14 protein-coding genes are annotated in these 11,656 nt (G+C 57.8%); 10 read left to right on the forward strand and 4 right to left on the reverse strand.

Features of this window, described 5'->3' with window-relative positions:
• Nucleotides 1-80: 80 nt before the first annotated feature.
• Nucleotides 81-968 carry a LysR family transcriptional regulator gene (locus tag OSJ75_RS10020; protein ID WP_267227837.1) on the reverse strand — a complete coding sequence of 296 codons (888 nt, stop codon included), beginning with the start codon at nt 966-968 and terminating at the stop codon, nt 81-83.
• 133 nt (nt 969-1,101) lie between these two features.
• On the opposite strand from OSJ75_RS10020, the gene OSJ75_RS10025 reads away from it, so the two are divergent.
• The 6 genes from OSJ75_RS10025 (at nt 1,102) to OSJ75_RS10050 (ending at nt 5,019) form a co-directional block, all read left to right on the forward strand.
• Nucleotides 1,102-1,494 carry a putative quinol monooxygenase gene (locus OSJ75_RS10025; RefSeq protein ID WP_267227838.1) on the forward strand — a complete coding sequence of 131 codons (393 nt, stop codon included), beginning with the start codon at nt 1,102-1,104 and terminating at the stop codon, nt 1,492-1,494.
• 145 nt (nt 1,495-1,639) lie between these two features.
• Complete coding sequence (locus OSJ75_RS10030; RefSeq protein ID WP_267227839.1) at nt 1,640-2,419, forward strand: carboxymuconolactone decarboxylase family protein; 780 nt, start codon at nt 1,640-1,642, stop codon at nt 2,417-2,419.
• A gap of 77 nt (nt 2,420-2,496) precedes the next feature.
• Complete coding sequence (locus OSJ75_RS10035) at nt 2,497-2,937, forward strand: cyclophilin-like fold protein (protein WP_267227840.1); 441 nt, start codon at nt 2,497-2,499, stop codon at nt 2,935-2,937.
• Between the two features lie 58 nt (nt 2,938-2,995).
• On the forward strand, nt 2,996-3,370 hold the full coding sequence (locus tag OSJ75_RS10040) for a DUF2255 family protein (RefSeq protein WP_267227841.1): 375 nt from the start codon (nt 2,996-2,998) through the stop codon (nt 3,368-3,370).
• 66 nt (nt 3,371-3,436) lie between these two features.
• Complete coding sequence (locus tag OSJ75_RS10045; RefSeq protein WP_416362542.1) at nt 3,437-4,504, forward strand: PQQ-dependent sugar dehydrogenase; 1,068 nt, start codon at nt 3,437-3,439, stop codon at nt 4,502-4,504.
• Nucleotides 4,505-4,557: 53 nt separating this feature from the next.
• Entirely contained in the window at nt 4,558-5,019 is a 462-nt protein-coding gene (locus tag OSJ75_RS10050; protein ID WP_267227842.1) for a cupin domain-containing protein, read from the forward strand.
• A 116-nt stretch (nt 5,020-5,135) separates the two neighbouring features.
• On the opposite strand, the gene OSJ75_RS10055 is transcribed toward OSJ75_RS10050, so the two are convergent.
• From OSJ75_RS10055 to OSJ75_RS10065, 3 genes are all read right to left on the reverse strand, one after another.
• Entirely contained in the window at nt 5,136-6,128 is a 993-nt protein-coding gene (locus OSJ75_RS10055) for a methyltransferase (RefSeq protein ID WP_267227843.1), read from the reverse strand.
• A gap of 51 nt (nt 6,129-6,179) precedes the next feature.
• Nucleotides 6,180-6,926 carry a DUF899 family protein gene (locus OSJ75_RS10060; protein ID WP_267227845.1) on the reverse strand — a complete coding sequence of 249 codons (747 nt, stop codon included), beginning with the start codon at nt 6,924-6,926 and terminating at the stop codon, nt 6,180-6,182.
• A gap of 186 nt (nt 6,927-7,112) precedes the next feature.
• A complete protein-coding gene (locus OSJ75_RS10065; protein WP_416362551.1) occupies nt 7,113-8,003 on the reverse strand; it encodes an alpha/beta fold hydrolase in 891 nt (296 codons plus the stop codon).
• 365 nt (nt 8,004-8,368) lie between these two features.
• On the opposite strand from OSJ75_RS10065, the gene OSJ75_RS10070 reads away from it, so the two are divergent.
• The 4 genes from OSJ75_RS10070 to OSJ75_RS10085 are packed head-to-tail and all read left to right on the forward strand — an operon-like array spanning nt 8,369 to nt 11,259.
• Nucleotides 8,369-8,734 carry a PAAR domain-containing protein gene (locus tag OSJ75_RS10070; RefSeq protein ID WP_323748355.1) on the forward strand — a complete coding sequence of 122 codons (366 nt, stop codon included), beginning with the start codon at nt 8,369-8,371 and terminating at the stop codon, nt 8,732-8,734.
• A gap of 6 nt (nt 8,735-8,740) precedes the next feature.
• The gene (locus tag OSJ75_RS10075; protein ID WP_267227846.1) at nt 8,741-9,763 is read left to right on the forward strand and encodes a hypothetical protein; all 1,023 of its coding nucleotides are present in this window, start codon (nt 8,741-8,743) and stop codon (nt 9,761-9,763) included.
• A gap of 1 nt (nt 9,764) precedes the next feature.
• A complete protein-coding gene (locus OSJ75_RS10080; RefSeq protein WP_267227847.1) occupies nt 9,765-10,427 on the forward strand; it encodes a hypothetical protein in 663 nt (220 codons plus the stop codon).
• Between the two features lie 10 nt (nt 10,428-10,437).
• The gene (locus OSJ75_RS10085; RefSeq protein WP_267227848.1) at nt 10,438-11,259 is read left to right on the forward strand and encodes a hypothetical protein; all 822 of its coding nucleotides are present in this window, start codon (nt 10,438-10,440) and stop codon (nt 11,257-11,259) included.
• Nucleotides 11,260-11,656: the final 397 nt, after the last annotated feature.

Below are 11,656 nucleotides of genomic sequence, written 5' to 3' on the forward strand. Positions count from 1 at the left end.
ACAGCGTTTTTCTAAGGCGCCTGACCATGCCGTTCGATTTCACCTACTGGATCTGACAGAGCTGACCTGGTGCCGTTCGATCACTCTTTCAATGCCTCGACCAGCAAGGTGAACGCGGGCGAATGGTGCCGGCGCGAGGGGTAATAGAGATGGTACCCGGGAAACGGCGGCGTCCAATCGTCGAGGACCTGCACAAGCCGCCCGTCATCAAGATACTCCCAAACGACGTCTTCGTGAACATAGGTGAGGCCGTATCCGTCCAGGGCAGCTTTCACAATCTGGGGAACCCCGTTGAATGCCACCTGACCGTCCACCCTCACCCGGATTTCGCCTCCGTCTCGTTCGAACTCCCAAGCATAGAATCCGCCATAGCTCGGCAGCCGCAGGTTGATGCAGCGGTGCGCCGTCAGTTCCTGCGGCGACTTCGGCGGCGGTTGGTCCCTAAAGCAGGACGGCGCACCAACGACGATCATTCGCGCCAGCGGCCCAATGCGGACTGCAATCATGTCTTTCTCGACCTGATCACCCAGCCGAACCCCAGCATCGAAGCGCTCGGCCACGATGTCGGTCAATGCAGACTCTGCGATGAGTTCGACCTTGATGTCAGGATATTCGAGGAGGAATGCGGAAAGCTTGGGCCAGAGAATGGTGTCGATTGCATGCTGGCCGGCGGTAATCCGGAAGCTTCCCGCCGGCTTGTCCCTGAATTCGCTGAGCGCCGATAATTGGGCATCGATAGTGCCGAATGCGGGCGCGAGGGTGGAGAACAACTGTTCTCCCGCAGCCGTTGGGGCAACGCTTCGCGTCGTTCGGGTCAGCAGCCGAACTCCGAGCCGTGCCTCCAGACGTTTAATAATCAAACTGAGCGATGACTGGGACGTGCCAAGCCGGGCGGCGGCCTTGGTGAAGCTTTTCTCCTCGGCCACCGCCAGGAAGGCCATCAGGTCTCCAAGTTCTTCCCGCTGCATTCATTGACCCTAGGTATAAGTTCAATCTCATATTAGCGTCTAATCGAAACAAACGACAAGGTCTATATGTCTCCTCACAGAGGAGGCGCGCTGGCGTCTTCACAAACCAAAAGCAGCAATTTGGAGCCGTGTCATGAGCTTGAAAGGTCTTCTCGTCATCGCCGCTTCGATCATCGCTCCGCTTGCCGTCCAGCCGGCGATGGCACAGGAGGCCGAGGGTCCGGTGATCCGGATCGCGGAGCTGGAAATCGATCCGGCGCAGATGGCCGCCTACTCGGCTGCCGTGAAGGAGGAGATGGAAGAATCCATCCGCGTCGAGCCAGGCGTCCTTGCGCTCTACGCGGTGTCGATCAAAGGCAAACCCAATCACCTCAGGTTCTTCGAGATGTATGCGGACCAGGCTGCCTACGAATCCCACCGTGAATCTCCGCACTTCAGGAAATATGTCGACATCACCAAGGACATGATCACGTCCCGCAAGCTTTTCGAGACAGACAATTTCCAGCTCAGCGCCAGGCAGCGGTGAGCGAGAGAACCGGAATGTGTGCGTAATGAAGCGATCTACCCTGTCAAAGCTTTGGCCCGGAGTGATCCCATCACCGAAAAGCAGTTCGACCACAGTTGACGTATCCCTCATCGCAACAGCCAGCCAGGAATTTCAGGAGACCCGGATGAAACATCTAATCGCACCGTTCATAGGAGTTATGATGATGACTGCCTCGGATGCAGGAGCTCAACAGCCCAATGTCGAAGGCCGCCGTTTCTCGCCCGATCAGGTTCGCTCGGTGGCGCCCGCCCTTGAAGAGTATACGCAGCAACGCCTCTACGGCGACGTCTGGCAGCGCCCCGGCCTCGACCGGCGCGATCGCAGCCTCGTCACGATTGCCGCGCTGATCGCGCGAGGAGAAGCCCCGGCTCTCACCTACTACGCCGATCAGGCGCTTGAGAACGGCGTGAAGCCATCCGAGATCTCGGAGGCGATCACGCATCTCGCCTATTATTCCGGCTGGGGAAAGGCTATGGCCACGATCGGTCCCGTGAGCGAAGCTTTTGCCAAGCGAGGCATCGGCCCGGATCAGCTCGCAGCCGTCGAATCTCCGCCTCTGCCGCTGGACGAACCGGTGGAAGCACAACGCGCCACCACTGTCGGCAACCAGTTCGGCAGCGTTGCTCCCGGCCTCGTTCAGTACACGACCGACTATCTCTTCCGTGACCTATGGCTGCGCCCCGATCTGGCGCCGCGGGATCGCAGCCTTGTCACGGTCGCCGCGCTGATCTCGGTCGGTCAGGTTGAACAGATCGCCTTCCACCTGAACAAAGCCATGGACAACGGGCTGACCGAAGAACAAGCCGCCGAAGTCATCACCCATCTGGCATTCTACGCCGGCTGGCCTAACGCGATGTCGGCGCTGCCGGTTGCCAAGGCCATCTTTGAAAAGCGCCGCAGCTAATCCGGGGCGGCCAAAGGATGGTAAAGTCGTGGACTGGTTCAAACATACCTCGAACGAGCACAATGCCGGGTGCTGCGGTGTCACTTGCTCGCGGAATCCTCTTCGCAGCGACGCTGCAGACACTCGTCGCCCACGCAGCTCACGCCCAGACCAATGAGGCAGCCATGAAGGTCAGATTCACGCTCAACGGGACGGTCGTGACGGCAACCCTCGAAGACAATGCTACAACGCGCGATTTCATCGCCATGCTGCCGCTGACTGTCACGCTTGAGGATTTTGCAGCGACCGAGAAGATCGCCTATTTGCCACGGAAGCTCAGCACGCAGGGAGCTCCGTCGGGAATCGATCCCAAGGCCGGTGACGTCACCTATTACGCGCCGTGGGGCAATCTTGCTCTGTTTCACAAGGATTTCCGCCATTCGCCCGGTCTCGTGAAACTCGGGCATATCGACCAGGGCATCGAGGCACTACGCATTACCGGCTCTGCCGCAGTCACCGTCGAACAAGCGAAAGACTAGCGCGCACGACGGACATGGACACACGCGATCAAGCGCCCAAATTCAGGGAGTACTTGCAATGAACACATGGCCCGAAGATGAACTGCACAAGATAGCTGAAAGCGACGACCTGCATATCGCGCCGCTCCGCGAAGACGGCACCACCTACGGCACGCTGACCTGGATCTGGTCGGTTGTCGTGGACGGCGGGCTCTATGTTCGCGGCTATAATGGCCAGAAATCGCGCTGGTATCAGGCCGCGATCCGTCAGAAGGCAGGCCGCATCACAGCCGCCGGCATGACCAGGGAAGTGGTCTTCGAACCGGTCGATGGCGCTCTCAACGATCGCATCGATGAAGCATACCGCCGCAAATACGCCACGAGCCGCTATCTCGCGCCGATGATCGGTGAACGCGCCCGCGCGGCAACCGTAAAAATCACCTCAAAGGGTTGAGGGTCAACGGCGTACGGGCTGACGAAGCACAAGAGTACGCCCATTGCGGAGAACAGAAGGACAGGCATGACGAAGCACTTTTACGCAACTCTTTTGGTCTTGCTGGCAGGAAGCTGCGCGCTGGGCTCTTCGATAGCGCAGGATGCCTCCACGCCAATTCTGAATCATGGTGAGAGTGCGTGGACGTCCAGCGTCGTCGCCGACGGTCTGGATTACCCCTGGGACATTGTTCGCGACGGCAAACGGCTGATCCTCACCGAAAAAGCCGGGTCCGTTGTGATTATCGAGGACGGAAAAGTTCAGCGGTCCGCTCTCGAAACAACCGATCCGTTGAGAACCGAAGGCGGCGCGGGACTGCTTGGCATAGCGCTTGCGCCGGATTTCGCCGACAGCGATCGGGCCTTTTTCTATTATTCCTATTCATCCGGGTTGGAGCCGGCCAACCGGGTCGTTGCCGCCAAATTTGACGGGAATACGTGGCGCGAAACCGCTGTGCTCGTTGACACGATTCCTGGCCACCGGCTTTACAACGGCGGCCGAATTGCCATCGGCCCTGACGGCCATCTCTATGTCACGACAGGCTGGACCGAAAACTATGAGCGCCCCCAGAACCTCAAAAGCCTCGCTGGCAAGGTTCTCCGCCTGACGCTCGAGGGCGGCATTCCAGAAGACAACCCGTTTCAAGGCTCGTTAATCTATTCCTATGGCCACCGCAATCCTCAAGGATTGGCGTGGAATGCCGACGGTGAGTTGCTTGTTGCCGAACACGGTCAGGCCGCTCTCGATGAGATCAATTTGATTACGCCCGGCGCCAATTACGGCTGGCCTGTCATCTCGGGCGACGAAGCCCAGGAGGGTATGCAGACGCCGTTCCTCCATTCGGGAGATGACACTTGGGCGCCATCGGGGATTGCTTTCGCCGGCAACGAGCTGCTGGTAACGGCCCTACAGGGCCGCGGGCTTTATGTGCTCGATCGGCAAAACCGAGCGCTCCAGCCCGTAGTCAACCTGGGTGAGCGTGTCCGGCATGTGCTGCCGGTCGGCGACGATCTCCTCATCATTACCACCAATCGCTCACCACGAGGGCAAGGACCTTCAAAGGATCGGCTGGTCAGACTATCTGCGCAGCGATGACCACAGCTTCGGCAACCCCCGAAGTCTTCGACCACCATGGGAAAGGAACCGAAATGAAGAAGCTGATTGCAGCCGCATCGCTTGTCACGCTGTCGACGGCGATTGCCCATGCGCAGGCCATCGAGATCACACCGAATGCGTCGGCACCATCCGCGCTAGGCGACGCCAATTTGTTCAGTGGGCACGTCGTCGTCAACTCGCTGTTTCCGGCGAACGAGTTCACGCATGGCACAGGCGGTCATGTAACCTTCGCTCCAGGCGCTCGTACCGCTTGGCACACGCATCCCGCCGGCCAGATGCTGATCGTCACTTCGGGCAAGGGGTGGGTTCAGCAGGAGGGAAGTGAAAAGCGGGAGATCAATCCGGGAGATGTCGTCTGGATTCCGGTCGACGTCAATCATTGGCATGGGGCAACCGACAAGACCGGCATGGGCCACATCGCGATTTCCTACATGAAGGACGGCAAGAACGTCGAATGGGGCAAGCTCGTCACAGATGAAGAGTTCGCACCGTAGCTATTAGCAATAGTACACCGAAGCGCTGATCGAAACCCGGAGTCGACGACTTCGATCGCGTGTGACTGATGTTGCAGCATGACCTGATCTGCAATCGTCGCGACGTGGGATCCTGATCAGTCGCGACCAAGGTGCGCGCGAAACAATGTAGAGCCGTCGCCGAGGCGTGACCTCGTAATGTCCCTGAATCCGGCTTCTGTCATCCACGCGCGATACTGAGCTTCGGCATAGGCTTCGCCATGACGATAGAGGTTCAGAAAGGTCAAGTTCAGAAAGACTCCCTCGGGCGGTCCAAGTCGATCATCATCCACGACCCCCCATCCCGCGATCATAATCTCACCCCCGGGTATGAGGCAGCGTGCCGCATTCAAAATCGAACTTCGTGCCCGGTCGGGCGGAAGAACCTGCACGACGGCCTTCAGAATCGCCAGATCGTGCCGGCCCGTGGAGGGTGCCGCACATATGTCCCCCACTTCGACAGCGATGTCGCGGCTGCCATATTCCGACAGAATGTCCGCCGTTATCGCCGCGACGGTCGCTAGCTCCATTACTGTTGCAACGATATGCGGCCAGGATTCGCGAAGGCCGACGAGAATTGTTCCGGGACCCCCACCGATGTCTATGACCGAACCGACGCGAGAGAAGTCCATTGCGCTTGCCAATTGTCGGCCGAAATTCAGCGCACCAGGTGCCAGCTTGCGGTTGAAGGCCGCTGCGGCCGCGGGGTCCGCGTCGGAAAAATCATGCAGGGCGGCGGGTCCGTTCTGGCGCAGAGAGTCGGCCGTCAAAAGGTCTGCTCCCCAGAGCTCCCGCAGCAGCGCATGATCGGCGCCGCGATAGGTCGGCTTGGTCGCATCAAGATAGGCAGAGGCTTCTACCCCGTTGCGAAACTGATCAGCGCTGATCTCGAGAAGATCGATGCTGGCCAATGCGTATAGAAGCCGTGATAGACGATCCGGATCAATCTCGAGTGCTGCTCCAAGGCCTTTGGCGGTCATCGCCCTGTCTCCGAGCAGGGTGAAGATGCCAAGGTCCAGCGCGGCGCGAACCGCCAGGGCGCGAGGCACGGACGCCATCAGATTGTCGATGCGATCAGAATTCATGATCATCTACTTTCGCGGACCGTTCACCAAGCTCGCGCGGAAATCGCTCAGGCGACGTCATGAGCTGCGCGTGCCCAGATCATCGGAATGCCCAGCCTCCAAGCGCTGCCATTGAGAGATTGGCCGGCCGCCGCGACGAAAAGGATGGTTGGTTTCGCCCCAATGCTGTGGCCACCCGGCGGGCGCGTCTTCCCAATCCTCCTGCCGTCCGTAGACCGTCAGGTCGAGCAGGCGATAAGTGTTGTCCATAGCTTCGACGCCGCGACGGGTCGTCCAGTAGGTCTCGAATACGTCCGATCCCTGCCGGAGATAACAGATGAGGTACATCATGCCTGGCCGGCGGCCGGCGAGCAGCGTGTCGGCCGAAATCTCTACCGAATACCATGGCATTTTCCAGCCCATGAAGTCGCGATAGAGGACACTTTCGTCATAGGAACCCTGGCAGAAGTTAGCGTAGGTAACGTCGCGCGAATGGATATGGGAAAGCTCACGAACCTGGGCGGTGAAGAAGGTACAGCCTTCGCATTGCTCCGGCGCGGGTCGGCCGTTGAACCACATATAGTAGTAGGCAATGAGCATTTGGCGGCCCTCGAAGGCGTCCAGCAGCGTCATCGTTCCGCGCTCCCCGACAAGCGGCGTCGCCCCGTCCACCGCCACCATGGGAAGTCGGCGGCGGGAGGCCGCGATGGCATCACCTTCTCTCATGTGGGACTTCTCTCGAACACGCAATGCGTCCAGTTCTGCTTGGAACGTGGCGCGCTCTACGATCTTTGGAATTCCGTTATCACCTTTCCTACGAGGCATGATCGTCTCCTCCTATGACCTGCAGATAACTGTGAGTATAGATTAGAACACGAAATCGAAGGGTGAGAGTTACAAGTGTGACGGCATTCTGATGCCAATACCGTTCACAAGCACAGCTGATCCAATCCAGTCTCGAAACTCCGGTGCTTTAACGGCTAACCCAACGATGGGTTCAACTCGGACCCTTCAAAGGTGCTGTCTTAGAAAGCTCCTGATGATACTTGCGACCTCCGTTGAATGGGTTTCGAGCGCGAAATGGCCTGTATCCAGGAAATGAACCTGCCCGTCAGGAAGGTCACGTTTGTAGGCTTCGGCGCCTGCGGGGATGAACGCAGGATCATGCCGGCCCCATACGGTGAGAAAGGGTGGTTGATGTTCGCGAAAATACGACTGGAATTCCGGGCACCGCTCGATATTGCTGGCATAGTCGTGAATGAGGTCCAGCTGGATCTCTTCTGCACCAGGACGGGCCATGAGGGCGATGTCCAGCATATATCCATCGGGGCCGAGCAGGCGTGGGTTCGCGCCGGTTCGGTACTGCCAGTTTTCGATGACGTCGGCCGAAAGCGCTGAGCGGCACGCCTCGCGATTTTCCGGCGTGTCATCCTGCCAATAGGCCCGCCAGGCATCCCACTCATCGCTGACCCCCTCGAGGTAGGCGTTGCCATTCTGACTGATCAGAGCGGTCACGCGCTCAGGATGAGCAACTGCAAGCCTCAGCCCTACCGGCGCACCATAGTCGAAGATGTAAAGCGCATATTTGTTCAATCCCAACGCGTCGACAAAACCGCCGATGACCTTAGCCAAGTTGTCGAATGTGTATTCGAACATTCCACGCGGCGGGGCCGACGTATATCCGAAACCGGGGAGATCTGGCGCAATCACATGATAATTGTCAGCCAGTTGCGGTATGAGGTCCCGGAACATGTGGCTCGACGTCGGGAAGCCGTGCAGCAGCAAAAGGACCGGTGCATCCTTTGCTCCCGCCTCGCGGTAGAAAACATTGACCTCGCCGACCTGCTGAAACCTATCCGGTATCCGGAAAGCGGCGCGCACATATCGTTCTTCCAGGGTCAGCACCCCGACCGGGTCGAAGCCTATCTTGCCAGGTACGATAAACGAAGTCGCGCCCTAGAGTTCCCCGCCCGTTGCGGCCTTTGGACTGAATAACGATTTCCGACGCGGGCAATGAAAGCCGGATGCACCGCAGCCGTGAGAGCGGACCCGCCCGTTGATACAGTGATATGAAGATGCCGCAAAGGAAGCGCTGGCGGGAGCGATCGCACAACGTAAGGATTGGCTGTCCGAGATGCCGCTGTCGCCCCATAGCTCACTTGCTAGGGGCAGATGTCGAGCAGTAGTTGCAAACTCTAGTTTGATTGTTTAGCGTTGCTATTCATTCGTGCAGATCTTTGTTTTCAGAATGATCAGGAGACAGCAACTTGCCGCCAGCCCATCGTCGCGGAGATATCGGTTCCGGCCATGCCTGCCATTTCCCCCCCTCCGCCGCCACGGGAGGAAGCCCGAATGTCTTTGTTAACGGCAAACCGCTGATGCGTGTCGGCGACAGCTATCAGGCACATGGGTGCTCATCTTGTCCAGAGCCCTCTCACGGCCGTGCGCTGGCCAAGGGCTCGTCGACCGTATTTATCAATGGACAACCGGCTGGTCGGATTGGCGATGCTATAGACTGTGGCGGTAGGGCCGCACAGGGATCGCCGAACGTTTTCATCGGCGATGCGGGTGCAAAATCCACCCCCTGTCAATCTGGCTCGACGGTAGCAGCATCTCCCTCCTTGAAAAGCTGATCGCGCGTGACGGAAGAAGCCGAGAAAGCCAAAGTCAATCCGGAGAGTCGTACACGGCTGGATCAGGTTCTGTCATGGCTTGCTGCGAACCCTGAAATGCGTGTCTATGCTGGCCTGGAAGGAGCCCTCTTTGATGACCTGCCATCGCGACTCGCTGCAGCTACGATAGCGCATCGGTCGCTTTACCGCGGCGACGACTATGGCTTGAAGGTCGGCGGCCCCTGGCTGGCTGATCTCTATTACCTCCATCCCAACGATGATGATCTTTATGAGCCGTTCGGCGAAGATTCTGTTCGGATGAAAGATGACGTCATTCGACGACCTGCCGATCCCAACGTACAACTCGCATCTCTAATGCAGATCGTCACAGATAGCCGCGCTGCCGTCTTTTGGGTCGGCGATGCTGATTTGACGGACGTCGCCCTTTATCGACATCTGCGCACGATCAATCAGATACTCATTCCTCGCAGCAAATTCGAAGAGACGGCGCCAGAACGCGTCACTTTCCGCCATGCCGATGCCAATGTTATGGCACAGGTAACGGCGGCAATACGGACGGATCAATGTGCACGCCTCCTCGGCCCGGCCCGCTCCATCCTATTCACCCCCCATGAGGAGTGGGGCGGCGGTTTGAAGCGGGTCGACAGGCCGCGGGATGCCACCGCGTCCGTTGGTCCGTTGGCCCTTGATACACGAAATGTTGCCGATATCGAGCAAAGCCGATTCAACTGGCTCACGGCACGAACCGTCGAATATCTGCGCAAATACGGTAAGGAGAGGGCTTCTGCCATCTCGGAGAAGCAACTGGAGACCATGGTACGCGTCTGGCTGAAATCGGCTCTCGGATACCGAGTAACCCGAGAACCGCAGCTGCGCAAATGGTGCTACATGCAGCTCTTCACACAGGGAAACCTGGAAACAGTGCCGGGACTACATGATTTTATGATGGCACAGAAATCCAGTCCTGACCCCAACGAACGGGTAGATATTCTTATGCGTGAAACCACCAAGCAATTGAAGGAGCTATAATATGGTTGCTTGGTTTCTTCCGGCCATTCCCTGGATTGTTGAGGGCCTCATAGGTACAGCAGTTGTCGGAACTGCTCATGTTGTAACGCCGGGCAGAGAGGAGCGCGAGGAAAGCATGCGCCAGCTCGGCAATGCCATCGCCGGCATTGGCCGCGATGATGCCGCCATGATGGAGCAAGCCAATGAAGGTGCAGAAGAGAATGCGGCTCAAGGCGATGCCGTTGACGCGTGTACGACCTGCGATCCCCCGCCGGAGTGTCAGGAGGCAGCCGGCGATGTCAAGGAAGGGCTATACCAGAACAAGCGCCTGCCGGGTGCAACAGGCGGCTTTCATGGTTATCTCAATCGCATGGTAGAGCAGATGTGCGGAGCCCATGGCCCGGGAACTGTTGGGTTTAACAATCACATTCAGGGCCTTCAAGGCGCTTTTAACAGAGTGAAAGGCGGCGTGGAAAAGATGAACAGGGCGCGCTGCAATCCCGCGCAGTTGCTGAGTCGCAAGGAGCGGCTGGTGATCAATAACATATTGAGCCGAAGAATAGGCTGGACCCCTGAGACCATCTCGTGGAAGGGTCGCGACCATCCCGATTGTCTGAATTTTACCAACTTGCGCGACACCGGCAATCTGGGCGATCTCCTGCGTATCATCCGACCGGGGCTCTGAGGAGAAAACTATGTCTGATCCCTATCCTTATCCGCAGTACCTTACGAAAGAATTTGCCTTTCAAATCGAACTGCATTGGGTCGTCAGCGATCAGGCGGTCGAATTTGATGACGAGCTGTGCATGCCGGTTCGGAACCGAGCCTTCATGCAATCTCAGGCAAAGCACTATTTCGAGGTGTGCGCCACAATTCCCCCGGATGCGGATGAAAAACTGTCCTTTCAAGCTTTTGATGGCTTCCTCGAGGCGCTTCGGAAGGGCGGCGACGATCCGGAGCGTCTGATCCTTTGGCATGCCGCCATGCAGGAGCACCTTACTCCGGTAGACCAGCCACGTGAGAAGCAGAATATCGGACCATACCTGAAATGGAGGGATACCCTGCACGATTGGGTGCGAGGATCGGGGAAAAAATCCACACGTCTACCCTCCAACCGATTTGATGCTTTCATCGCCACTTACCGTGACCATGTTGCCCGACCCTCCCAGGCATTCAAACAGCGCGTCGAAGCTTCCGAGGAACAGTGGCTTGCCGGCAAGCGCACCAGATGGGATGACTATCTCTGGGATGTGTACTTCGTAAATCAGGAAGCCGCCCCTTCCCTCTTCTTCGGCCTCGATATGGACGTCGTCTATTTCCGTCGTTGGTGGCGAGCTCATCACGATTTCCTGACGGCACCCGAGAAGGAAACGCTGTTTTCCGATTTAACGGACCACATTCAGGCCGATGACAGAGGCTGGTTTGAATTTGTAGATTGGAATGATGTACAACCTATCGACGAGGCCATCGACATCGACAACATCCCTGATTTCGATAAGCTTAAGCGAGACTGGTAAAATGCTGCCGTCGGCTTGCCTATCGCATTATAGATATCGTTGAGCTTGTCGGCGCCATTACCAGCAATGCCCGGCTTAGCCGTACTGATCGTATGCGGCAATCCCTGCCCGGCTGAGATATTATTTAGGTCCGAACAGGCTCTGCTGAAATCGTACGCTGAGAAGAACAGTGCGGACGCAATATGGTGCGGTTGCTTCCAGAGGCAACGAAATTGAAGGTCGTTATCGTCAAGCTACACCGTCACATGTTGGAACCGAACACGTAGATCAGAAGGGCAATCTGTAATCGTTTCGAGCCGGGTTGCCAACTCTAGTTGTATTAGTTACGGTCGCCGCACGTTCCAGCTGAACCTGAACTGAGGTTCAGCCGAACGGCCGACGGTATGCGCCCAGGAAG

It is taken from the genome of Phyllobacterium sp. 0TCS1.6A, from assembly GCF_026420825.1.
Taxonomy (GTDB): domain Bacteria; phylum Pseudomonadota; class Alphaproteobacteria; order Rhizobiales; family Rhizobiaceae; genus Phyllobacterium.

Excerpts from the sequence above, each read along its gene's own strand:
- OSJ75_RS10020 (WP_267227837.1), bottom strand. The coding sequence starts at position 968 with ATGCAGCGGGAAGAACTTGGAGACCTGATGGCCTTCCTGGCGGTGGCC.
- OSJ75_RS10025 (WP_267227838.1), top strand. The coding sequence starts at position 1,102 with ATGAGCTTGAAAGGTCTTCTCGTCATCGCCGCTTCGATCATCGCTCCG.
- OSJ75_RS10030 (WP_267227839.1), top strand. The coding sequence starts at position 1,640 with ATGAAACATCTAATCGCACCGTTCATAGGAGTTATGATGATGACTGCC.
- OSJ75_RS10040 (WP_267227841.1), top strand. The coding sequence starts at position 2,996 with ATGAACACATGGCCCGAAGATGAACTGCACAAGATAGCTGAAAGCGAC.
- OSJ75_RS10045 (WP_416362542.1), top strand. The coding sequence starts at position 3,437 with ATGACGAAGCACTTTTACGCAACTCTTTTGGTCTTGCTGGCAGGAAGC.
- OSJ75_RS10050 (WP_267227842.1), top strand. The coding sequence starts at position 4,558 with ATGAAGAAGCTGATTGCAGCCGCATCGCTTGTCACGCTGTCGACGGCG.
- OSJ75_RS10055 (WP_267227843.1), bottom strand. The coding sequence starts at position 6,128 with ATGATCATGAATTCTGATCGCATCGACAATCTGATGGCGTCCGTGCCT.
- OSJ75_RS10060 (WP_267227845.1), bottom strand. The coding sequence starts at position 6,926 with ATGCCTCGTAGGAAAGGTGATAACGGAATTCCAAAGATCGTAGAGCGC.
- OSJ75_RS10080 (WP_267227847.1), top strand. The coding sequence starts at position 9,765 with ATGGTTGCTTGGTTTCTTCCGGCCATTCCCTGGATTGTTGAGGGCCTC.
- OSJ75_RS10085 (WP_267227848.1), top strand. The coding sequence starts at position 10,438 with ATGTCTGATCCCTATCCTTATCCGCAGTACCTTACGAAAGAATTTGCC.